Genomic DNA, 21696 nt, shown 5'->3' with positions numbered 1-21696 from the left:
TAAATTGGTATCATTCAACAGCATGTAAATGATAATGATTCTCGATATCATTTTATTATAATAAAACCATAAAATGGTCCCGTCAATAACTAAGGCAAAAATTTGTTCTCCCCTTATATTGGAAGCCTTTTGACGCGTCTAGACTGACGGTGATCTGCTCCATCCGCCCCTTTGCCTCACTCTCCCCCTCCTTCAGAAAGACACATAAGCTGGGAAGCTAACAATTAACAACTAACATACCATTGGCTACTTAATGCCCTGCTTTCTACACGAATAGGCATATGCCTTTCAACGTTTTCATTCTTTCCTGACAATGTGGGAGATTGGGCAAAAGATACGAAGGGTCACACACGATGGGAGTATCGTCTGAATGACGGGGAGAGTGGAAAAAGGAAGTCGAAACTGTGAGAGGCTCATTCAGAGGAATCTCACTCCAATGACAAGCTATGACGGTATTAGACAGATAATTTTGACCAGTGGTTATTCACTTGCGAGGGAATATTTGGTATTATTGTTATGCGATATCCTATAGATTTGAGAGGGTGATGAAATGAAGTCTGAGTTGCTGCAGTTCACAACCATTGGCGATTTCATCAAAAAACGCAGACAAGAGGCCAATTTAACAATGGCCCAGCTGGAGGAATTGACTGGAGTCAGTAAAGGTACAATTTCAAAAATCGAGAACGGGGAAACAAAACGTCCCGACTTTAAAACGATTCATGCCCTGGCAAGCACCTATAACATTCCATTTCCAGACATTGTACAATTATACCTTTCCGTTGAACAAAGAGCTGATGTACTCTTTCCTATACTCAAAGAAACGGTCATAAGCTATCCGTCACTATCCACAAAGATTGCCGCTCAGCTTCTTCGTGACAAAAAAAAGGAAAGCTACGAGCTCGTTGAAGAATTGTATAAATTCACGGGTACAATTATGGACTCGCCTTCTACTCAGCTTTCTTTGTACAAGCTCATCATTGAATATAGCCGGACCCATGGCATCCAGCCTTACCTCGCTAAGGCACTGCTCCAACAATATCTTATTGAACGAGATGACTTCACCAAGCTTGCATCGACCTATGAATCAGGGAAATATGTGTTGTACTATGCAAATTTTTTGTCTGCTGAAGAAAGAGTAACGCTATACTTTAAGTTAGGCGTTCATGCTTATAATCTGCGGTTATTTGAAGACAGCATTGGTTTATGCAACAAAGTCGTCAAAGAACATACAACGGACCACAAATTAATGGCGAATTCGATTGCAACGTTGTATAACTGTTATTTTCATTTAGGGCGTTATGACTTATTCGAGGAGTACTTAAATCGATATAGCAAGTATTCATATCCCGAAGTAAAAGATTACGTCAAGTTCAGTAAGGCGTTGCTCCATGCAAAAAAGGGAGATACTGATTTTGCTATATCTCAGCTTGAAGAGTGCCTGTTGAATTGCGAAGAGAGCGCGATGCTGCATATCGTAATTCAGTTGCTTATCTTGTACTTAAAAACTGAAAATCGCCCCGCGATTCAAAAGTTGCTGGAATTCGAAGAAAGACTAAGCACAATGCCGTATCATACCCCCTATAAAAAATCTGATTTAGCCCGGTTTTACAAACTAAAAGGCGATTACCACTTCATGAATAATGACTTTGAAAGTGCAATTGACAGCTATTTAGAAAGTGCTTTGAGATATGCTAGAGTCAATGATATTACCATGGAGCGTGAATGTGTTGATTCAATATTAAACTTATACATACGTAATAATGAAAAAATGAATGTTCATACTCTAAAAAGACTCCAAGTTCTCTACCAACAATGTAATTCTATACAGGGAGGAATATAAATGAAAAAACGATTTATCAAATATTTTCTTTTTGCTGCAGTTCTGCTTCTACTAGTCCCAACATTAGAGTCCCAAGATATCGTATCCTTGATGAATCATGATACAGGATGGTAAAATCTGGTATTAAAGAAATGTGAGTCGCCATCTTTATGTACTACTCATGATAGTAGCATAATTAGTATTCACAGAGAATACTTCACTTCCTAGAGGATTTATAGGCGCCATCAATTAAGATAATCTCTTTTTTTCCGCAAACAACCTCACCAATGAGTCCCGCAAAAAGAGAGCGCTCACTGAGGTTCAAGCACGCACATGAGATTTACATAAAATGTAAAGGAATGGGATGAATAGCATTGGAATGATACATTATAGATAAAATAATGATATGTCAAAGGAAGATGCACATGATGAACATTAGACCATCCACTACGATTCGGCGGGATTACAACGGTTTTTCGAAATACTGTCATGAACTTGACGAACCGGTCGTGCTTACACGTAACGGAGAAGCCGATTTGGTTGTTATGAGTCATGAAACATTTCGTCGTATGGAGGCACGCATCAAATTGCAATCCAAGTTATTAGTTGCAGAAAAGCAAGTTGCCGAAGGCGCACCATTAATTGAACATGATCAAGTCATTGCAAATATTCGGAGGAAGATCCTTTAGAGTGACATATATAAACAACAAATAACCCGCCCTGGGCTGCGCCAGAGACGGGTTATTTTCGCTACTTATTTATCAGCTTGCACTACACCATTACTTTGCAAATATCATTTGTGAATTCGACCGGATCGCTAATCGGCAGTCCTTCGATCAGCAGCGCTTGATTATACAACAGGTTGGTATAGAGAGCAAGCTTATCCTTGTCGTTCTCATAAGCGTCCTTCAAAGACTTAAATACGTCATGATTGATATTGATTTCCAACACCTTGTCCGCTTTTACATCCTGACTGTTCGGCATTGCTTTCAATATTTTTTCCATCTCAATCGTCAATTCGCCCTCGGTAGAGAGGCAGACCGGATGGGATTTCAGTCTCTTCGACGCTCTGACGTTTTTCACTTTGTCGGTCAGAATGTTTTTCATATCATCAAAGAGCTCTTTGTTGTCTTTTTCTTCCGCATCGGAATCCGTTTCATTATCATCCGCTTCAATTCCCAAGTCGCCGCTCGATACCGATTTGAATTCTTTCTCTTTGTAGCTCATGATCATCTTGATCGCGAACTCATCGATATCATCGGTGAAGTACAAGATCTCATAACCCTTATCGGCTACCAGCTCAGTCTGCGGGAGCTTCTCGATTCTGTCAATCGATTCGCCGGAAGCATAGTAGATATACTTCTGATCTTCAGGCATTCTCGATACGTATTCATCCAACGTGACCAGCTTCTTCTCTGTGGAAGAGTAGAACATCAGCAAGTCCTGCAGCACTTCTTTATGAGTTCCGTAATCGCTGTATACCCCATACTTCAACTGTCTGCCAAAGGATTTGTAAAATTGGTCATACTTCTCTCTTTCATCCTTCAGCAAGCTTTGCAATTGACCTTTGATTTTGTTCTTAATGTTTTTGGCGATGAGAGTTAATTGCCGATCATGCTGCAGCATCTCGCGCGAAATGTTCAGAGATAAGTCCTCGGAATCCACCATTCCTTTGACAAAGCCAAAATAGTCAGGCAGCAGGTCCGCGCACTTATTCATAATCAACACGCCATTGGAATACAGCTCTAGCCCCTTCTCATACTCCTTTGTGTAATAGTCAAACGGCGTATTTTCCGGGATAAATAGTATTGCATTGTATACGACAGCGCCATCGGCACTGATATGGATATGCTTAATAGGCTTGTCGAAGCCGTAACGCTTTTCGACATAAAAATTCTCATAATCTTCTGGTGTAAGCTCATTCTTGTTTTTCCGCCAAATCGGAACCATGCTGTTTACGGTTTGTTCTTCCTGATATTCTTCGAGCTCATCTTCGTTGTCTTCTTTAGGTCTCTGTCCTTTCACATCCATCTTGATAGGGTATCTAATAAAATCAGAGTATTTTTTAATAATCGATTTCAAGCGATACTCTTCCAGATACTCATCATATTGGTCATCTTCGGTGTTCTCTTTGATTTTCAAAATAATCTCGGTACCTACGGAATCCTTCTCGCACGGCACAATGTTGTACCCATCTGCGCCCTTGGACTCCCACTTGAAAGCCTCATCGCTGCCTAGAGCCTTGCTGATTACCGTAACCACATCCGCCACCATAAAAGCGGAATAGAATCCAACCCCGAATTGACCAATGATATTGTGCCCGTCCTTCAATTCATTTTCGTTCTTGAATGCTAACGAGCCGCTCTTGGCGATAACCCCCAGGTTGTTTTCAAGCTCCTCTTTCGTCATGCCAATACCCGTATCGGAGAGGGTCAATGTTCTGCTTGCCTTATCGACAGCCACTTTGACGTAATAATTTTCTTTGTCGAACACCAATTGATCGTCAGTTAGCGCTTTGTAATATATTTTGTCGATTGCGTCGCTGGCATTGGAAATGAGCTCTCGTAAAAATATTTCTCGCTGCGTATAAATGGAGTTAATCATCATTTCCAGCAATCTTTTCGATTCTGCTTTAAACTGTTTTTTTGCCATGAATGAATAGATCTCCTTTCAATTTAAAAAGTAATGAAAAATGTATGTGAGTATAGTATATAAGCTTGTTGTAGTTGTGCTTAAAATCTGCTGGTCAAATATTTAGCACTCAAACCAGAAGAGTGCTAACACCTTATTTCTATATAACATATACTAATTTTGGATGTCAATATGTTGCTTTCATATAAAAACGCTGCACCCCTTTCGCAGCAAGGAATTACAGCGTTTGCAGATTATTTGGTCCTATGATGAACGCTACCTATTTTACACAATCTCAACCTTACTTTTAATTAAGCTTAAAAAATGGTTGATATAATCCCTTCATTAGTATGCAGAGCAGTTGAAGGGAGACTCATTCAGGATGAAAAAGAAATGGCTTATCGCCGCAACGGCGGCGCTCACGCTCACAGTCGGGAACGTGATCACGCCCGAGGCTGCCGCGGGCAGCGCAACGGCTGATCATATTAAATACTCGAACAACGGACAGGCCGTGACACCATCGTCCCAGGCGGTCGAAATCGACGGCCATTTGTACTTGCCGCTGCGCGCGCTTAGTGAAGCTGCAAGCAAGTACGTGGATTGGGACGAGTTCCGCAATAACGTGGCGTTGACGGACACGCCAGACTTGACCGGGAAATATAAGTTAAGCGCCCCTAACTTGGCGGACGGCATCAAAATGGGCATCGGTTCCTCGCTGACTCACTTGCCGGGCGACCCGGACAATGTGTTCTATTCAACAGCCGACCGCGGCCCGAACGGAGAAATCGACGTCAACGGCAAGTCGCGCCGCACGTTCCCGCTTGCAGATTACACACCGAGCATCTACAAAATCGAAATTAACAAAGGCGAAATCAAGATACTCGAGCAAATCCCGCTGAAGGTGAACGGCAAAAATCCCGTGACTGGCAGCTCCAATATTACCGGCTTGCCCAACATCAAAGACCGTGACGAAGCGCCTTATGACGCCAAAGCGGAAAAACAACTCGCCTATGATCCGTATGGTCTCGATATTGAAGGGATCGCGTATAATCCGCAAGATGACACGTTCTGGATTTCCGATGAATATGGTCCGTCTATCGTGCATGTGAAACGGGACGGCACGATTATCGAACGTATCGTCCCGCAAGGCTGGGCCGCTCAAGTAGCAGCTCCGCTCGTACCATCGAGGGAATTGCTTCCAGCCGTGTACAACAAGCTTCGTAAAAACCGGGGCGCCGAGGCAGTGGGCATCACGCCTGACGGCAAGCATAAGTTTATGGCCATGCAAAGCCCGCTGCGCAACCCGGACAAGTCCACCGACAACTCGCGCCAGATCCGCATCATCAAGTTCGATCTCGCGAAGCTGGAGCCGGTAGCCGAATACGCTTATGTCACGGAGGACGCGAAGCAATTCAACGATCTGGACCAATCGGATATCGTTATCTCCGACATGGTCGCCATTAACGAGAATACGCTGCTCATCGACGAGCGCGACAAAAACGCAGGCGACAAAGCGCAGCTGAAACGCATCTACTCCATTGACCTGTCGGACGCAACGAACATCCTCGACAAGTACGATGATGCGCAGAGCGCCGGCAAAACGCCCGAACAAATGACAATCACGGATCTGAAAGCTCGCGGCATTCTGCCGCCCGCCAAACGCACCGTGCTCGATGCAGCCGCTTTTGACTATCCGTACGAGAAAATAGAGGGCTTGGCGCTAGTGAACGGCGACACTCTTGTCATCGTGAACGACAATGATTTCGGCGTGGACAGCACATCACCGGACAACGGCACCCAGCTGTGGACGTTCAAGCTGCCTTATACGATACAGTAATTAGATCGAAATAACCCGGCCAAGACGATGAAGTCAGCCGGGTTGTTTCCGTTACTTTTACTTTCTCTTACCAGGTGTCCACTTAAAACCGCAATTCATACAGCCGTTTACGATTTCACCTCTTCCGACGAACCCAACAAGGATACTGACAGGTAATGACAAGCTTAATGAAAGATAACAAATAACACTAATTAAGCTTATTAGCCCGTCATTTATCGGCAAGTCTGTTTTCCACATGATTGCATTTACTACAACCATGCCCAATATTATTATCAAGAGGGGAAGCAATGCCATCCAGCCTAAGGTTTTAAAAAAGTTGGCAAAGCTATATCCTCTTTTGTTGGCTACAATTTGCGGTGACTTACATTTCCGACAAACAATAGTATGTTCGTTCCTTGTGCCATCACCGTGTTTTCTCGCTCCTGCCGCTTGAGCGCCTGACACTCTGTTTATTTGAGAACCAGCCACCCTTGTTTGACCGCTGCCCGTTTTATTGCCTTGGTAGGCAGATGTCTTGTTCGGCGGATTTAGTCTCGTTCCGGTTGTACGTTGCACTTCTTTTGACTCCCTTCAGCTGCGTGTTTATAGGTATATTGAACCATTCGACACGAGCTACCAAAATCCTCCTTCACCGTCTTCATTTTATTTTCACGTCTTTTGACCTATATACATCTAACGAAATATTTAGAAATACGTTCGAAAGAGATGGGCGCATTATGCTTGTCCGTCATTTATAAGTTTATATTTCATCGCATATTCAACAAGTTCGCTTTTTCTAGAAACATTCAGTTTATTCATCATTCTCGTCTTATGAGTATCAACCGTTTTGATGCTTACTGTTAATTCCTGAGCTGTCTCAACTAGCGTATATCCTCTCGCAAGAAACCGCAGCACCTCGCGCTCGCGCGGACTTAAAATCACGTAAGGATTCCGCGATTCTGCTTCTCTTGGCGTTTTTTTGAGCATCGATGAAAGCAAGGTCCGAGTTTCTTGCGGCCGAAGGTATACGTATCCGTTCATAACGGAATCAATGGCTGTGTACAATTCTTCATCTACTGCCGCCTTAGGAATGTAGCCCGATGCCCCTGCTTGCATGATTGAAGTGATGTAATCTTCATCTTCATGCATGGTGAGCACGATGACTTTCGCTTGCTCATGACGCAATTTGATTTCTCTGAGAACCTGAATGCCGTCTAAGCGCGGCATACTGATGTCGAGTATTAAAATATGAGGTCTTACTTCTTCGTAAAGCCGAAGGGCTTCAATTCCATCGGCGGCTTCGCCTACAACTTCCAAGGATGGTTTTTTCTGCAGCAGCAGCTTCAAGCCCGCCCGCAGCAAAGCGTGGTCATCAACTAGCATGATTGTTATTGTCTGTTCCATCACTGCACCCTTTTTCCAGCTCTAGCGGGATAGACACCCTAAGTTCGGTCCCGCCGACACTCGTAGTTTTGACAAAGAATGAACCGCCAAGCAGCTCGGCTCTTTCCTTCATACCGTATATTCCGATCCGATTTTGCTGGCGAGCCCTTTCAAAATCTTCCGGCCGGATACCGTGACCGTTATCATGGATAGTTAGTTGTATGCAATGATCTGCGATTCCCATCGTAATCTCAATCTGGGTCGCTGCTGTATGCTTGACTACATTCGTCAAGCTTTCTTGAAGAATTCGGTACAAGGCTACAGCAGTATGACTATCAATGACGATATCATCTTCGGGGGCGAATAGATTCACTGCAATATCGTGCTTCTCTTCAAACTTTTGCACATATTTCTTGATTGCCGGAATTAATCCCATATCATCTAAAATAGGCGGTCTTAATTCTACCGCTAAATCTCTAATTTCCCGCAAAATACTCGCTGCAATCTCCCGGCTGGTATGAAGCAGCTCCTGCTGCTCGGCATCTTTCGCTTCATTAGCCAGCACACGCATGGTAACCATTAGTGAAGTAAGAGCTTGGCTTGTTTCATCATGAAGTTCGCGGGAGATTCTTTTTCGCTCATCTTCTTGAGCGGATAATAGCTTCAAGATCAACGTGTCGCGAAGCCGCTCTTTATCTTGCAGCTCCTTCAACAGCATTTCTACTTCGGTGTTGGAGCTAATCAAGTTGTCAGCCATTTCATTAAAAGCCTGCGCTAGCTTCCCCACTTCATCGTTACTCACGACTTTAGCCCGCAAGGACAACTTCCCGGCTGATATGCCTGTTGCAACAGCAACCAAGTTATTGATCGGTTTCGTGATAAACCGAGTAACATAATAAGTAATTCCGGCTGTGCCTATGCAAACCAATAATGTTGCAAAAATCAACTCACCAATCTTACTAAAAATATAGGTTTGAGCGGCTGTTTCCGCCATGCCAACGCGAACGAATCCTACATCTCCCCCCTCGATGGGGACAAGGATATCGTGGATAGTCCCTTCATCTGAAGTTAGTGCCGCAACTTGCTGGCCATCCAGACCATCGGGAGTATGCGCGCTTAATATCCCCTTCGGCAGATTGCCGGAGAACGTATCCCCCACAAGCCCGTTATTGCTATCGATTATCAGGATATAGCGAACGTCCTCATTCGCCTTTTGTGCCTGGGAGATAAGCAGATGAATCGAAAATTGATCATCCGTAAGGATATAGTCGGAGCACAAGGCCGCGATATTATACGCAATATTGGCGCCGCGTTTTTTAAGCTCTTCAGCCATCATGTTCGTAAGCGAATCCCAAATGATCCACCCTAAGACAGAGGCAAGAAAGAGCAGCGCAACGAAGATGGTTCCAAATATTTTCTGATTGATCCGAAGCTTGCTCATCCATCTCATAGGCGGCCTCGTTTATAGAACCTTTTACTGTAAGCGGTATCATAGAATTGCGGGTCAAAAGGGACAAACCGGTCAATAAACAAACCCTGCAGCGCTGGTTGTATGGCTGCTTGCTCGTGCATGGACAAAAACAACTCTTTAATGATGTTCTTGTCTTCATCCGGTAAGCTGCTGCTGATTACCACCGGACCGGTGCCTGCCGGTTCTGATTTGGCGATTATTCGCAAAGTGTCGGCTAATTCAGGATCTTTCAGCTTGGCTTGTTCGTAGACCAAGCTATTCACGGCTGCGGCGTCGACAACCCTGTCTATGACGGCTTTAAGCGAGCTTTCATGATTATACGTGTACACATAGCGGCCAAAGAAATGCTCTGGCGTTTCATCGAATTCAGCCAGCCTTTCGCTCACAAAAATATAGCTGGAATAACTGAAGGGGTCGGTAATCGCGATGCTTTTTCCTCTTAAATCGTTAATATCTGTACAGTTGCTGTCATGATTTACGACAAGATAACCGTAATAATACGGAACTCCCATTCGCTCCTGCATCGCAATCGCTTCAAGCCCCTCAACTTGCTTGTAGGTTAGATACGCGCCTGACGACAGCAAAGCGATGTCAGCGCCGCCATTCATCATTAACATGCTTATCTCGTTGTAGCTCTTGCGCTGAATGAGAATAGCAGGTCTGTTAAGCTTCTCCCCTACATAATCGGCAATTGTTCTGTAGTGCTTAATCGTCTCGCTCGGTGACAGCACGCTTGAAATGGCCACACGCACCGGGGATGGTGTTCCATCTTGAGAATCGACAGGGGCATCGTCCGGCTCGGAAAAAACAATGTGATAACTTGAACGACTGTTGGAACATCCTGACACAAGTACGGCAAGCAGAATAATAAGCAGTATCCTCGGCAGCCTGAGCATGATTTACTCCATTCTTCGCAAGAGATTCCCGCAGAAGGCATCTGCACTCTGGGTCGCATTTCGCATCCCCAAGTATAGCATGAAACTGGATGCATCCTCTATAAACTAAGCCATTTTCAGCATTTTCACGATATTGCTCATCATCTTTACATCTTCTATAGGAATTTTTCTGACAACACCTCCTCTTTATCCTACAAAAAATCAGAACTTTGCTGATAGTTTTGCAGGTTGAACTGGCACGATAATAAAAAGGTGAGGAACACGATCATCAAAAAGCGGGGAGGTCATGATGACATTAGGATTTTTTTGGAATCACTATTTTGAAAGCACTATCATGAAACCGGCATTAGAAGCAGTTGCCGTTACTACAAATGTGTTCATTAACAGCTAAGAATCGAGGATGATGGTATGATTTCATTTTTAAAGCCTAAAACCGCTACTACAAAAATAGCGCCGGAACATGTTCAAAAAACCTATAAGCTCTTCCGGCTGCAGTCTTTATTAGGTGTGTTTTTCGGTTATATGGCCTATTATATTGTCCGCAATAATTTTGCATTATCCACTCCTTATCTGAAGGAGCAGCTCCATCTTAGCGCTACAGAAGTCGGGCTATTAAGCAGTTGTCTGCTCATTGCTTACGGAGTCAGCAAGGGCCTCATGAGCAGTCTGGCGGATAAAGCCGATCCGAAAAGGTATATGGCGCTTGGCTTGCTCATGTGCGGACTGGTCAATATTATGATGGGATTCACTACGGCATTCTGGATGTTTGCCGCGCTCGTTATCCTGAACGGAATTTTTCAAGGAATGGGAGTCGGGCCTAGCTTCATTACCATCGCGAACTGGTTCCCGCGCAAGCAGAGAGGCGTTGTCGGCGCCATCTGGAACATCTCGCATAATCTGGGCGGCGGAATCGTAGCGCCTATCGTTGGTGTCGGCTTCGCTATGCTTGGCTCCGAGCACTGGCAAGCGGCAAGCTACCAGGTGCCGGCAGCAGTCGCTATCGTGTTTGCCATGGTCGTATTAGCCCTGACCAAAGGCTCCCCGGTAAGCGAAGGCTTGCCCCCGTTGAACGAAATCGTCAAGGACGAATCGGACCCGGCTATGCAACAAAAGGCCGATTCCAAACCGCCAGAAGATATGACGGTCTGGCAAATCTTCAAAAATTATGTATTGTTCAATAAAAATGCATGGTTTGTTTCCTTTGTAGACGTTTTCGTGTACATGGTTCGTTTTGGCATTATAAGTTGGTTGCCCATTTATCTGTTGAGTGTAAAACATTTCAGCAAAGCCGAAATGAGCGTTGCCTTTTTATTTTTTGAGTGGGCAGCTATTCCTTCTACGCTCTTGGTTGGTTACCTTTCGGACAGGTTTTTCAAGGGATACCGCATGCCACCGGCTATCATTGCTATGGTGTTGATTTTCTTCTGCATTATTGGTTACTGGCAGAGCGGCACTTTACTTGGCACTACTATCTTCGCCGCCATTATCGGTTGTTTGATTTACGTCCCGCAATTTTTGGCTTCCGTGCAGACTTTGGAGGTTGTGCCGCCATTCGCCGTAGGGTCTGCGGTTGGCTTGCGCGGCTTCATGAGCTACATTCTGGGTGCGTCTTTAGGTACTACCCTCTTTGGCGTAATGGTTGACAAGGTGGGCTGGAATGGCGGCTTCTATGTACTATTGACTGCTGTTGTCTGCTGCGTTATTTTCTGCATACTGGCCCATATGGGGGTAAAAGAGCTGGAACGCAACAAGAAACAAGCAGCTTTGGAATCATCTAAAACGGCCTGAACTCTGAGCAAGCACATGGCCCGCAGGATGGACACTGTAAAAAGAGAAAAGAGTGCCCCTGCGGGTTACAGTTCACAAGTATTCATTCCATAATCAGAAAGAACGAAGTCATGCCGAACGATTTATAAATACTTCAGTAGGAGCTTCTTCCAACTTGAGAATCATACGACTCATTGTATTTGTTGTAGGATGAGGTTAGCACTTTAGACTGGATGGTTGGGAGTGTTGAGGAGCTGAATCCAAAAAAAGCGCTCTGTTGCGATTGGAACATTTCTAGCAACTATTATCTTGTTCACGATCGATGGGTTGTTGGTTCATTATGGTCAATGATTTGACGGATTTGGATTGATAATGACATGAGTAATTGTCGCAACCATTCCAGGATTATCCCCTCATCATCAGGATGGATTCCCAGTCCTCAGGGAATCCGATTCGTTCTAATTCAATCACGTCTTTGTACTCAGTGAGCAATGCTTCTAAGCGAGTTACGAAATCTGTCCACTTATTTCGATCAGGAATGAGTTCCTTTAATGCGTATAAGTGTGCAAAAATTTTTCCTTGTTCAATTCCCAGCTGTTTTGATTTCCGATCGAGTCTCGGTTTGCTTGTAAGTGGTCGGTTATACAATCGACCGTAATGAGCACATATATTGCGAATATAGGACAAACACTTAAGCCAGCTTTCGAGGTAAATAACAGGGGCTCGACGATAATTACTTTTCGCAATGTGATTCTGATCATCACGTTTCATATTGGAAAAAAGTTTAGAGAGCGCTCCGAACGAAAGAACTTCAATAGCTACCCAGACGGGTATTTTCCCTTCATCCTTCTCAATATGATGTTTTATGAATATCTCCTGAGAACGCTTTATCTCTTTTTCGAGTTCAATCAGAAGCGCTTCATGATTTCTAAAATGTTCCTGTTCTAAATGTCCCAAAGCACCGTATGTATGAGCGATGTAGTATGAAATATGAGTACGGGAAGAAATTCCCACTTGCTCAACCACTTCCATAAGGATGTAGCGAAATCGACGATCAAACTCGTATAAAGCGAGTAGCTATTCGAAAGTTGTGTCGATATGATATTTATCATCATGCTTGAGACTTAATCCGTATGCGCTTAACCGGTAATAATTGATTCGTTGCAAAGTACGAACGGCCATATCCTCATTATTAACATTGAGTCCACGGCTTTTGAGAATATTTAATTGTTGTTCATATGTTGCCGGGGGCTTGACAGACTGAGCAGGAAAATGTTCCATAAATTCCCTCCGCAAATAAAAAGGCCCACCTTGGTACGCATTGTTAAGAGGCGTGGTGGGAACTGTTGACTTAATCTTACTAAAGATGTTGACTATAGTCAATGTACGAGTGGAACATTTAAGGAGATACAATCAGGTAAATGCTCTGCACTACCAACAACGCACCGCGCGCTCCACATGTGCCGTAAAGCAAACACCTGATTATAGCTAAGCTAAGGTCAAGCCTGAATCGGCATCCTTAAATCAGCTTCTTTCTTATATTCATTATTTACTGGCATAATCCATAGTCGCTGTATTCAGCATGGATTTCCAATTCGCAAACCCCGTCTCTCTTGCAACATGCCGATCAAAAAGTTCGTCAGGAATGTTATTGATATCTTCTCGCGTCTTTACTTGAAAGTTGCCTTTCTCTAAAAACTCTCCAAAACTTTTAAAGTTGGAATGCTTAACCATGAATGATTCATTGAACAACTCGTCTAATGAAATATGACTCGAATCTTCTTCAATCGTTCTCTGGCCTTGCAATTCCTTCAACAGTTCGTCAAATGACATTGGCTTCTTCTTGTGCTTTCTCAGATTACCACTCCTAGATTTATTTTTATGAATTCAAGCAATGTTATTTGCTTGTTTTACTTCCTTTTTTGAACCACTTCGACTTAGGCTTGAGCATAGGGTTCGCCTTGGATCTGGCAGGTTTTAAGATTGCTGATGTCGATGAGCCTTCCGCCTTTAAAGTCTGAGTTGTACGCAGCATCGGATAAGGATGATCCTTCACTTCATGAATGGTCTTTCCGATCAATTTCTCAATATCTTTGAGATACGGTATTTCTTCAATTTCGCAAAGGGAGATAGCGATCCCGCTCAGTCCTGCTCTACCAGTTCGGCCAATTCGATGAACGTAGGTTTCTGGAATATTAGGGAGGTTGAAATTGATCACATGAGAAAGCTCCTCAATATCAATTCCTCTCGCTGCGATATCCGTCGCTACCAACACTCGCGTTACGCCATTCTTAAAATTGCTCAATGCAATCTGGCGGGCATTTTGAGATTTATTTCCATGAATGGCCTGAGCGGAAATTTTCACTTTAGTCAGTTCACGCACAACGCGGTCAGCGCCATGCTTGGTACGGGTAAACACTAGTGCCGAAGCAATGGAGTTATCTTTTAAAAGATAATTCAATTGCTTTTGTTTGTTCTCCTTATCTACCAAATAAATAGATTGCTTTATCCTATCGACAGTAGAAGACACCGGCGTGATTTCTACTTTCACTGGATTAACCAGCAGCGTTTTGACCATTTTAGATATTTCCGGCGGCATCGTAGCTGAGAAGAAAAGAGTTTGTCTCTTGCTGGGCATTTTTGTGATGATTTTCTTCACATCATGGATAAAACCCATATCCAACATGCTGTCGGCTTCATCCAGTACTAATATTTTGACATATTGTAAATCGATACTCTTCTGATTCATCAAATCGATGAGTCTGCCTGGAGTTGCAATAATAATATCCGCACCTTGATTTAGCGACCGTTCCTGTACTTTTTGTGAAACGCCACCAACGATAGCAGTGCAATGCAAATCGGTGTATTGACTGAACGCTTGAATATTATCAGAAATCTGAAGAGCAAGTTCTCTTGTCGGTGTTAAAATCAATGAGCGAATACGGCGTTTTGAATTGGGTCTGCTGTGCTGTTTGCTTAATAGTTGGACAATCGGTACAGCAAACGCGGCCGTCTTCCCTGTTCCCGTCTGAGCGCAGCCAAGTAAATCTCTGCCGGCTAACACAGCTGGGATCGCCTGTTCCTGTATGGGTGTTGGCGTATTATAGTTCTCTTTACTTAAAGCATTTAAAATCGCGGGTATAATATTCAATTCTTTAAATGTCATGTGTCTCCTTAATTTTAAATATATTTAATCTTATCAACGTACCTTTTAACTTCTCTTGCAGCATCTCCACAAATCGTTTCCTTATATCCTAACATACTAGGATAGCACAAATGAATACAAAAGAAAAGCGGGCATAGCCCGCTCCATAGCGCTGGATCTGGTTATTATTGACAACCGTTTGAATCCAACGATATAATGATACTATGAAACTATTTAAGTATCATGAGTTTCATTATTACGGAATGGAGGTTGTAACATGGGCAACATTACAAAAAAAGATTGTATGATCGGTTCCTTCCTTTCTTTGTTTATGGTTTGTTTATTTACCTATCTGAGCTCGGGTTATGAATTGATTGTGACGTTTGTTATCGGGGTTCTATTTGCATTTGCTATATTTCTAACCTTATATCGAAGAGGCTGGGCTTTAAGCGAACCGCTGAGCATTCTCCCGCTTTACTTCGGAATACTGTCATGGCAGTTTATTCATTTTTCCGAAGAATTTATAACTGGCTTCTCCAGTCAATTTCCTGCTATTTATGGGGGAGAGGCCTACTCCGTTCCTTTCTTTTTACTGCTCAATATGATCTCCTATTCCTTGTTTACGGTCACCGCTATACTAGCCTTTGTTAAACGTCTGCCTTTCCTTCTCATTCCGGCACTCTTCTTCATTGCATACGGAGCTTTAGGCAATGCAATCGCCCATACAACATGGAGCATCTACTTCGGTAAATACTTTCCGGGACTCTACACCGCGCAGTTGTATTGGATTCTTGCGCCGCTGTTCCTCAGACGGCTGACAGGCACATGGAGCGTTACGCTAAAGCTTATCATCCCCTACGTTGTCTTACTGCCAATTGCATTAATTTGGGCACTTGTTTAGAATGAAGCTATCGAAGTGCTGGTTACGGCCAATTACCCTCTATCATCAGGAAGGAATGCAATATGAGCAAAAAGACAGAAGATAAGATCCTCAAGCATGCAACATCTCTGTTTTTCCAATATGGCTATTCAGCCGTCTCTGTCGATGATCTGGTGAAAGGCATTGGCATGAGCAAAGCCACATTGTACCGGTATTATGCATCCAAATATGACCTGCTTGAGATTGTAATTGAAAACATGTTCCAAGAGATTAAACATGATATTTCTGAACTAAGCGCAAGCGAGCTCGATCCCTTACAGAAGCTTCGTACTTTTATGACGTTGATGACGCAGCGATTAAGCGCCATAGAGAGGTCTGCACTGGAGGATATCAAAGAGAGCGTAGCGGTTCTGCATGACAAGTTTACACGCCTCCGTAAAGAGGTCATTATCCATCATCTGGTGAAAATACTGGAGGATGGAGGGCGGCAGGGGGTATTTCGCCAAGAGATTGATCAACAGGTTGTGGCCTACATCATATTTGCTTCTATTGAAGAGTTAACCTCCACTGAATTTTTGGCACACCATAGTTACCGGTTCTCCGATGTTTTTGACATGGTGCTGTCAACTGTCATGTATGGGAATGTCGTGAATAAAGCGGGCCAACGATAATCGCTCCATAGATAGATTGTGAGCAACTATTGTAAACCCGCTCTACTGTGTTTTCTAGATATACCATGACTGAATTGCACTAAAACTACTGTTATACATCTACGCTATGAAGTGCTTCTAAAGCTTCAGCTTCCGTCTTCTTAAAAAACACTCGTGTTCCCTGGTTGCATTCATAGATAAAGTCATTCAGACTTTTGCTGTGATAAGATTCAAATTCACCCACGATCGCAATGATGATGTGATAGTTCGTATATTTCTGCAAAATTTCACCGGCAAGTTTTGTTTTGAGCTCAAAAAAATCTTCTGTAAGATGCTCTTTCCTTACCAGCATTTTGTCGCAGCCGTTATATCGAACATTGGCCATTAGATCCAGGGCGTCGTTGACGTTGTTTATTATTACGCTATCGCTTGAAATGACGGCTACTTTAGAACCATTCTGCTCATTCATGTTGATCTCCATTTCTCCTCACATCCCTTTCCAAGTGATTTGTTCGTTGCAGGTATAACAATAGTGATTAGCACTAAGATTGAAGCAGCGGCCAGTAATCATTTGCGTCCACCAATTCGACACCTGACTGAGGCAACGTTCTACACCTGTTTGCGGGCCACCAAAAAAGCTGCTTTCCCTCATGCACGCTCGGGGGAAAACAGCTTCTGAGTTGCTGAATGGATTAGGCTTCGCCTGCCGGCGGCGTGAAGGTGCGTTTGGCCAGCTCGGAATCAAGCATATAGAAGGCGTTGCTGTCATTATCAATGCGGCGCAGCTTCTGGATGATGCTGTCGAAGGTGGCTTCCTCCTCCACTTGCTCATCAATAAACCACTTGAGGAAGTTAATTGTCGCATGCTCGCGCTCATTCCACGCAATATCGGACAATTCATAAATACGCTTCGTCACGGTTTGCTCATGCGCATAGGAATGCTCGAAAGCGTCCAGCAATGAGCTGTATTCATTCTGAGGGTGCTCCATGCCGCTAACAACGGCACGTTTGCCCAGTGTATTAATGAAGTGGAATATTTTCATTCCATGGAACTTCTCTTCTTCCGCCTGCACGATGAAAAAGTTCGCAAACCCATCAAAGCTCTCCGACGAACAATAAGCCGCCATAGCCAGGTACACCTGGGAAGAATAAAATTCATAATTCATTTGATCGTTCAACTTCGCGAGCAGCTTCTCACTTAACATCGGATCACTCTCCCTTAATAGCTTGTCTAGATGAAAGGTAAGCTCATACCGCTTGTACAAGGAACTAGCGCGGCCTTACGGTGCACTGCCCAACTGGCATCATTCTTTATCCTGTACAGACATGCTTCCTTCTATTCTCAGTATGTTGGAAATGAGCGGAGATGTAAAGGGGGACAGGCTAAAGACAATGTAGATCCATAGCTTAGATGTCACTCTGAATTCGCCATAGATTTTCCTAGAAAGGAAATAAAAACAATCTGTATACAGACTGTATACTATCAACCATATCGATTATATGCCCCGCATTGCCTCAATAGCCATTGCTAAACTGTCAGAAACATATATCATGCCTTCTCCAAAATTCGACAAAAGTAGTGTCATAATTCAACCAGATGTCAATTCGGTATTTACACCATCTTAAAGTATACTTAAAGGCAAAAGGATATTTCAATAATATAGAAATAAAGGAAGGATTTTGGGTGTTAATGATGAATTACTGTATGAGGAGGATACAAAATGACAAGTAATCTTCATGTAGCTCCGATGGAACTCCGCCACAGGTTACAAGAGGAACTGAACTTAAGGGGGTGGAAGCAAAAGGAATTAGCAGAGGCTTCATGCATAGACAGTTCATCAATTAGCTATATTTTTAACAATAAGCAGTCGCTTATGTTGCCTCAGCTCCATGCCATTAATCAAGCATTCGGATTACCGAAGCATTCATTCTATGAAGAATTTATAGGGGAATGCTGCAATGAAATGGGACGATTACGGCCTGACAAGACAAGCGATTTTATCCTCCACTGCATCGAAGTTGAAAAATATGACCTTGTCAAACAACTTGTACAACTCCTCTACGAAGAAACCAATCGTTCCAAAATGATCGACACCACCTTCAAAATAGCCGAACGCATCTTCCAATCAACCAAGCGCAACTACTCACTCCCTTTCTATGACATCATCGTCCGCAACGGATACAGCCGAAGCGAAAAAATAGCCCTCTCATACTACAGAAGGTTTCTCATATTGAGAGATTTGGATACAAGCGGAGCAGGGAACGAAGCATTGTGTCAACTGATTGAATATTTGCCAATACTGCCAGATAAGTTAAGACTCGATGCGTATTACCGTATCCTGACGTTCTATAATGTAGTAGAGAACTGGTCAAAACTCCTCCTCTATGCAAAAGAGTTACGAAATATTGCATTTGAAGAAGGGCAAGATGATTATGTGGCAGAAGGCTGGTTGTATGAGTCAGTTGCATTAATGGGAATGAAAAACTTTGAAGGTGCATTAAAAATCACTCAGCAGTATGCCGTGTACGGTGACCATTACGTTCGGCTAGCCAGATGCAACGAACTCTACATCTACATTGAGATGAAGCAAACGGAACCTATCGAGGAGCTTATGAGCCTCCTGAAGGGTGACCAAGTACTTCTGGTACTCCCTATTGCGTTGGAGAGCTATGTCAGCAATGATGCATTCCATGATGCTGCTCAGTATCTGGAGAAATACAAATCTAACGTCGACGATTTATTATCCAGGAAAGACCCTTTCCACTTAAAACATAAATTACGTCTCACACAAGCATTAGCACAGTATTATTTGAAAACGGCTCATCATGATTTAGGGTTTGAATATAATGCCCTATCCTTGGAATTGGCTCTCACACTCAAAAATATGCAGTATGTAGGAACGGCTGTCATTACCTTTCAAGAATATGAACTGCATGCTACACCAGAGCACAAGAATCGGTTTACAAATATTCTACTAAATGAGGTGGATTCAGATGAAAAAAGCATTAATCACGATGTCCATGGCTCTTTTCTTGTTCGGTTCTACCGGAGCGTCTTTGGGAACGAGTCTGGATAACATAGGTTCGGGATGGTCACCATTGGGTGACAATATTGGGTCAGGGTGGCAAGTGAGCAACATAGGAACAGGATGGTCTCCACTGAGTAGTGACATCGGATCGGGATGGAATCCGTTGGGCAGCGATGGAATTACTAAAAACACATAATCCTCATAGACATAACTGATAGCGACCCTTGAGTTCAAGAGTCGCTATCGCCTTATATGAGTCTGTAAAATACTTTGACAATTCTTCTTACAGAAGGTGTGTAAGAGTAGTTTTAGATAAAATCAAAGGTCAAGTAATATGTCTGAGTTCTCCAGTTTGTTTTAAATACTTATTAAAGTCATTTTCAAATTCACATATTGTCTGATACCGGTTTTTCCGAGTATCCATAGCTCTCATAACTACATTTTGATACGTAACAGGGACATACTTTCTTTTTTTAGGGAGTTTGCCGCTTAATAAATAGTACAATAAAGCTCCAAGTGAATAGATATCAGACAAATTAGTGGACTTAGCGAGATTATTTAACTGTTCTGGATCAGTAAAATTCTCTTGTCCATATCCTCTTTTGGATAAGCCAGTAAAAAATGACATTGATTCCGGATCTTTTGCCAATCCAAAATCAGCGATCTTAACTACCGGACCATTATCCATGTCATATAATAGAATGTTATTTGGGGCTAAATCTCGATGATACCTGTTTTCTTCATGTAAGTACTTAACGCCTGATATGATTTGTTTAAAAATTTGAATACGCTGCTCCTCTGAAGCTCCACCATTCTCTTTGACCCACTTTTCTAAAGAATAGCTTGCTAATGGCATAGTAAACCAAAAAGGGGCTCCTTCAAGTTGAAGTTTCTCCACTTCTACAATGTTGTTGTGCTGTAACTTTTCATTTAGCAGCTTTACTTCTCGCTTAAAACGGATTATATATTCGTCTCCATCATTCCCATAAACCTGTTTAAAGTGGCTTCTTGGAAAAAGAACTTTGCAAGCCACAATTTTTTTGTATTCTGGATCAAATACTTTATACACTCTAGCAAAAGATCCACTCCCTATTTCCTCTAGAGCAATCAATTCAAATTGCTGTCTCATACGCTCTATCTTCAATAATTGTTTTTTTAGAACCTTGATTGAAGGCTCTAAATCATTTATGATGGTCAATCTAGCTTTGCGATAGTTTCCTTCAACAAGATCATTTTTCAAAACATCGTAAAGTTTCAAATAATTATCTGTAACACTGTTATCATCTGCAATTATTTCAAGAATGTTTTGGGTACAATAATCTGTTTTATTTAGGCAAATCAATAATTCTGGTTTTTTTATATCTGATTCTAATATGTCAGACAATTCGGTAATTAATTTCTGTAGTTTCTCCACTGGCGATATTAATATAAGTGGTGCATATAAAGAACTATTAATATCCGGAAGAAGTACTGATTCCAATTCATTCAAAGGTATACCTGCTAAAAGAGCAGAATCATTCTTGTATAGGCTTAACAATTTAGGCTTATTCCAAACTTGATTCGATATATAACGTAAAGGTAATTTTCTTCCTGTCTCCTTTAAATGAATATAGTAAGCTACAGTGAGAAGTATTGATTTATATTTTTTAAATGATTTGCAATCCACAACTACAGTGCCTGATTGATTCTTAATCTCTTCTTCTTCAACCCATCTCAATAAATTTTTTCTTATTGAACTTTGGCTTCCTGTTACCAAGCGCACTACTGTATCTTTTAATTTTGAAAGTTCTAATTTATAGTCTGGAGAATTTCCCAACAAATTTCCCATCGCTCTTGGGTCAAGTTGAATAGTTTTAGGTAGCCAATTAACCATTTTTCGAGGATTTTGATTTTTAAATATAATTTGTATGACACCATCTAATAAAAGTATCTCTAAAACATCATTTAACTCGAGCCACGTGTATCTTTGAAGGATTTGATTAACGAATGGCTTATATTGTTTTGGGCCTTTTAAAAGTAGATTAATAACAAACTCCATGATTATCTTTTTTCCATGCGGTTTATTTAAAGTAGTCTCTATTCCATCATATTTTTGTCCACATGCCAACATTTCAACAGGATAACGATACTCTTTATACACTGTATTTACTTCCAATCCAACATGGTGTTCGTCGATTTTAAAAATGGCGTGTTGGAACATCTCCGCCCA

At 42.5% G+C, this 21696-nt stretch carries 18 protein-coding genes and 1 pseudogene; 7 read left to right on the top strand and 12 right to left on the bottom strand.

All coding sequences use genetic code 11. The features are described from left to right. Positions 1 to 550 precede the first annotated feature (550 nt). Entirely contained in the window at positions 551 to 1840 is a 1290-nt protein-coding gene (locus tag LQV63_RS21185; RefSeq protein WP_233698198.1) for a helix-turn-helix domain-containing protein, read from the top strand. 404 nt (positions 1841 to 2244) lie between these two features. Next, the gene (locus tag LQV63_RS21180; protein ID WP_233698197.1) at positions 2245 to 2508 is read left to right on the top strand and encodes a type II toxin-antitoxin system Phd/YefM family antitoxin; all 264 of its coding nucleotides are present in this window, start codon (positions 2245 to 2247) and stop codon (positions 2506 to 2508) included. An 82-nt stretch (positions 2509 to 2590) separates the two neighbouring features. On the opposite strand, the gene htpG is transcribed toward LQV63_RS21180, so the two are convergent. Beyond that, positions 2591 to 4471, bottom strand: coding sequence for a molecular chaperone HtpG (gene htpG, locus LQV63_RS21175; protein WP_019420883.1), 1881 nt, complete (start codon positions 4469 to 4471; stop codon positions 2591 to 2593). Positions 4472 to 4832: 361 nt separating this feature from the next. Between htpG and LQV63_RS21170 the strand changes: the two genes are divergently transcribed. Then, positions 4833 to 6287, top strand: a complete 1455-nt coding sequence (locus LQV63_RS21170; protein WP_233698196.1) for an esterase-like activity of phytase family protein — start codon at positions 4833 to 4835, stop codon at positions 6285 to 6287. 57 nt (positions 6288 to 6344) lie between these two features. Here the strand turns inward: LQV63_RS21170 and LQV63_RS21165 are convergent, their stop codons facing one another. The 4 genes from LQV63_RS21165 to LQV63_RS21150 all read right to left on the bottom strand — a co-directional run bounded on the left by LQV63_RS21165 (position 6345) and on the right by LQV63_RS21150 (position 10016). After that, on the bottom strand, positions 6345 to 6842 hold the full coding sequence (locus LQV63_RS21165) for a hypothetical protein (RefSeq protein WP_233698195.1): 498 nt from the start codon (positions 6840 to 6842) through the stop codon (positions 6345 to 6347). A gap of 159 nt (positions 6843 to 7001) precedes the next feature. Next, entirely contained in the window at positions 7002 to 7670 is a 669-nt protein-coding gene (locus LQV63_RS21160) for a response regulator transcription factor (RefSeq protein ID WP_019420880.1), read from the bottom strand. Then, on the bottom strand, positions 7639 to 9099 hold the full coding sequence (locus LQV63_RS21155; protein WP_233698194.1) for an ATP-binding protein: 1461 nt from the start codon (positions 9097 to 9099) through the stop codon (positions 7639 to 7641). The genes LQV63_RS21160 and LQV63_RS21155 overlap by 32 nt, the downstream gene beginning before the upstream one ends. After that, complete coding sequence (locus LQV63_RS21150; protein ID WP_233698193.1) at positions 9096 to 10016, bottom strand: substrate-binding domain-containing protein; 921 nt, start codon at positions 10014 to 10016, stop codon at positions 9096 to 9098. Before LQV63_RS21150 ends, LQV63_RS21155 begins: the two co-directional genes overlap by 4 nt. A 408-nt stretch (positions 10017 to 10424) precedes the next feature. On the opposite strand from LQV63_RS21150, the gene pgtP reads away from it, so the two are divergent. Continuing rightward, a complete protein-coding gene (gene pgtP / locus LQV63_RS21145) occupies positions 10425 to 11804 on the top strand; it encodes a phosphoglycerate transporter PgtP (protein ID WP_233698192.1) in 1380 nt (459 codons plus the stop codon). A 384-nt stretch (positions 11805 to 12188) separates the two neighbouring features. On the opposite strand, the pseudogene LQV63_RS21140 reads toward pgtP, so the two are convergent. The 4 genes and pseudogenes from LQV63_RS21140 to LQV63_RS21125 form a co-directional block, all read right to left on the bottom strand. Beyond that, positions 12189 to 12845: pseudogene (locus tag LQV63_RS21140) on the bottom strand (Abi family protein); the annotation flags it as partial. 15 nt (positions 12846 to 12860) lie between these two features. Then, positions 12861 to 13064, bottom strand: a complete 204-nt coding sequence (locus tag LQV63_RS21135) for a hypothetical protein (protein WP_233698190.1) — start codon at positions 13062 to 13064, stop codon at positions 12861 to 12863. Between the two features lie 264 nt (positions 13065 to 13328). After that, entirely contained in the window at positions 13329 to 13616 is a 288-nt protein-coding gene (locus LQV63_RS21130; protein WP_019420875.1) for a hypothetical protein, read from the bottom strand. 64 nt (positions 13617 to 13680) lie between these two features. Beyond that, positions 13681 to 14949 carry a DEAD/DEAH box helicase gene (locus LQV63_RS21125; RefSeq protein ID WP_233698189.1) on the bottom strand — a complete coding sequence of 423 codons (1269 nt, stop codon included), beginning with the start codon at positions 14947 to 14949 and terminating at the stop codon, positions 13681 to 13683. Between the two features lie 256 nt (positions 14950 to 15205). Between LQV63_RS21125 and LQV63_RS21120 the strand changes: the two genes are divergently transcribed. Both LQV63_RS21120 and LQV63_RS21115 read left to right on the top strand, forming a co-directional pair. Beyond that, on the top strand, positions 15206 to 15829 hold the full coding sequence (locus LQV63_RS21120; RefSeq protein ID WP_233698188.1) for an HXXEE domain-containing protein: 624 nt from the start codon (positions 15206 to 15208) through the stop codon (positions 15827 to 15829). 62 nt (positions 15830 to 15891) lie between these two features. Next, positions 15892 to 16479 (top strand): TetR/AcrR family transcriptional regulator, encoded by a 588-nt coding sequence (locus LQV63_RS21115; protein WP_233698187.1) that lies wholly within the window; start codon positions 15892 to 15894, stop codon positions 16477 to 16479. Positions 16480 to 16570: 91 nt separating this feature from the next. Here LQV63_RS21115 and LQV63_RS21110 read toward each other — a convergent pair whose 3' ends face one another. Together LQV63_RS21110 and LQV63_RS21105 are read right to left on the bottom strand one after the other, a co-directional pair. Then, the gene (locus LQV63_RS21110) at positions 16571 to 16939 is read right to left on the bottom strand and encodes a DUF4180 domain-containing protein (RefSeq protein WP_233698186.1); all 369 of its coding nucleotides are present in this window, start codon (positions 16937 to 16939) and stop codon (positions 16571 to 16573) included. A 211-nt stretch (positions 16940 to 17150) separates the two neighbouring features. Then, a complete protein-coding gene (locus LQV63_RS21105) occupies positions 17151 to 17663 on the bottom strand; it encodes a ferritin (RefSeq protein WP_019420870.1) in 513 nt (170 codons plus the stop codon). A gap of 516 nt (positions 17664 to 18179) precedes the next feature. Here LQV63_RS21105 and LQV63_RS21100 point away from each other — a divergent pair. Beyond that, positions 18180 to 19535, top strand: coding sequence for a helix-turn-helix domain-containing protein (locus LQV63_RS21100; protein WP_233698185.1), 1356 nt, complete (start codon positions 18180 to 18182; stop codon positions 19533 to 19535). A gap of 277 nt (positions 19536 to 19812) precedes the next feature. On the opposite strand, the gene LQV63_RS21095 is transcribed toward LQV63_RS21100, so the two are convergent. Further along, entirely contained in the window at positions 19813 to 21687 is a 1875-nt protein-coding gene (locus LQV63_RS21095) for a serine/threonine-protein kinase (protein ID WP_233698184.1), read from the bottom strand. Between the last annotated feature and the right edge of the window lie 9 nt (positions 21688 to 21696).

It is taken from the genome of Paenibacillus profundus, assembly GCF_021369635.1.
GTDB classification, from domain to species: Bacteria; Bacillota; Bacilli; order Paenibacillales; family Paenibacillaceae; genus Paenibacillus_B; species Paenibacillus_B profundus.
Note: the sequence above shows the minus strand (reverse complement) of the source record. Positions and strands in the feature narration are given on the sequence as shown.

Bases quoted from the DNA above. Each gene is read 5' to 3' on its own strand.
- LQV63_RS21185 (WP_233698198.1), top strand. From the start codon at position 551: ATGAAGTCTGAGTTGCTGCAGTTCACAACCATTGGCGATTTCATCAAA.
- LQV63_RS21180 (WP_233698197.1), top strand. From the start codon at position 2,245: ATGATGAACATTAGACCATCCACTACGATTCGGCGGGATTACAACGGT.
- htpG (WP_019420883.1), bottom strand. From the start codon at position 4,471: ATGGCAAAAAAACAGTTTAAAGCAGAATCGAAAAGATTGCTGGAAATG.
- LQV63_RS21170 (WP_233698196.1), top strand. From the start codon at position 4,833: ATGAAAAAGAAATGGCTTATCGCCGCAACGGCGGCGCTCACGCTCACA.
- LQV63_RS21160 (WP_019420880.1), bottom strand. From the start codon at position 7,670: ATGGAACAGACAATAACAATCATGCTAGTTGATGACCACGCTTTGCTG.
- LQV63_RS21155 (WP_233698194.1), bottom strand. From the start codon at position 9,099: ATGAGATGGATGAGCAAGCTTCGGATCAATCAGAAAATATTTGGAACC.
- LQV63_RS21150 (WP_233698193.1), bottom strand. From the start codon at position 10,016: ATGCTCAGGCTGCCGAGGATACTGCTTATTATTCTGCTTGCCGTACTT.
- pgtP (WP_233698192.1), top strand. From the start codon at position 10,425: ATGATTTCATTTTTAAAGCCTAAAACCGCTACTACAAAAATAGCGCCG.
- LQV63_RS21135 (WP_233698190.1), bottom strand. From the start codon at position 13,064: ATGGAACATTTTCCTGCTCAGTCTGTCAAGCCCCCGGCAACATATGAA.
- LQV63_RS21130 (WP_019420875.1), bottom strand. From the start codon at position 13,616: ATGTCATTTGACGAACTGTTGAAGGAATTGCAAGGCCAGAGAACGATT.
- LQV63_RS21125 (WP_233698189.1), bottom strand. From the start codon at position 14,949: ATGACATTTAAAGAATTGAATATTATACCCGCGATTTTAAATGCTTTA.
- LQV63_RS21120 (WP_233698188.1), top strand. From the start codon at position 15,206: ATGGGCAACATTACAAAAAAAGATTGTATGATCGGTTCCTTCCTTTCT.
- LQV63_RS21115 (WP_233698187.1), top strand. From the start codon at position 15,892: ATGAGCAAAAAGACAGAAGATAAGATCCTCAAGCATGCAACATCTCTG.
- LQV63_RS21110 (WP_233698186.1), bottom strand. From the start codon at position 16,939: ATGGAGATCAACATGAATGAGCAGAATGGTTCTAAAGTAGCCGTCATT.
- LQV63_RS21105 (WP_019420870.1), bottom strand. From the start codon at position 17,663: ATGTTAAGTGAGAAGCTGCTCGCGAAGTTGAACGATCAAATGAATTAT.
- LQV63_RS21100 (WP_233698185.1), top strand. From the start codon at position 18,180: ATGACAAGTAATCTTCATGTAGCTCCGATGGAACTCCGCCACAGGTTA.
- LQV63_RS21095 (WP_233698184.1), bottom strand. From the start codon at position 21,687: ATGTTCCAACACGCCATTTTTAAAATCGACGAACACCATGTTGGATTG.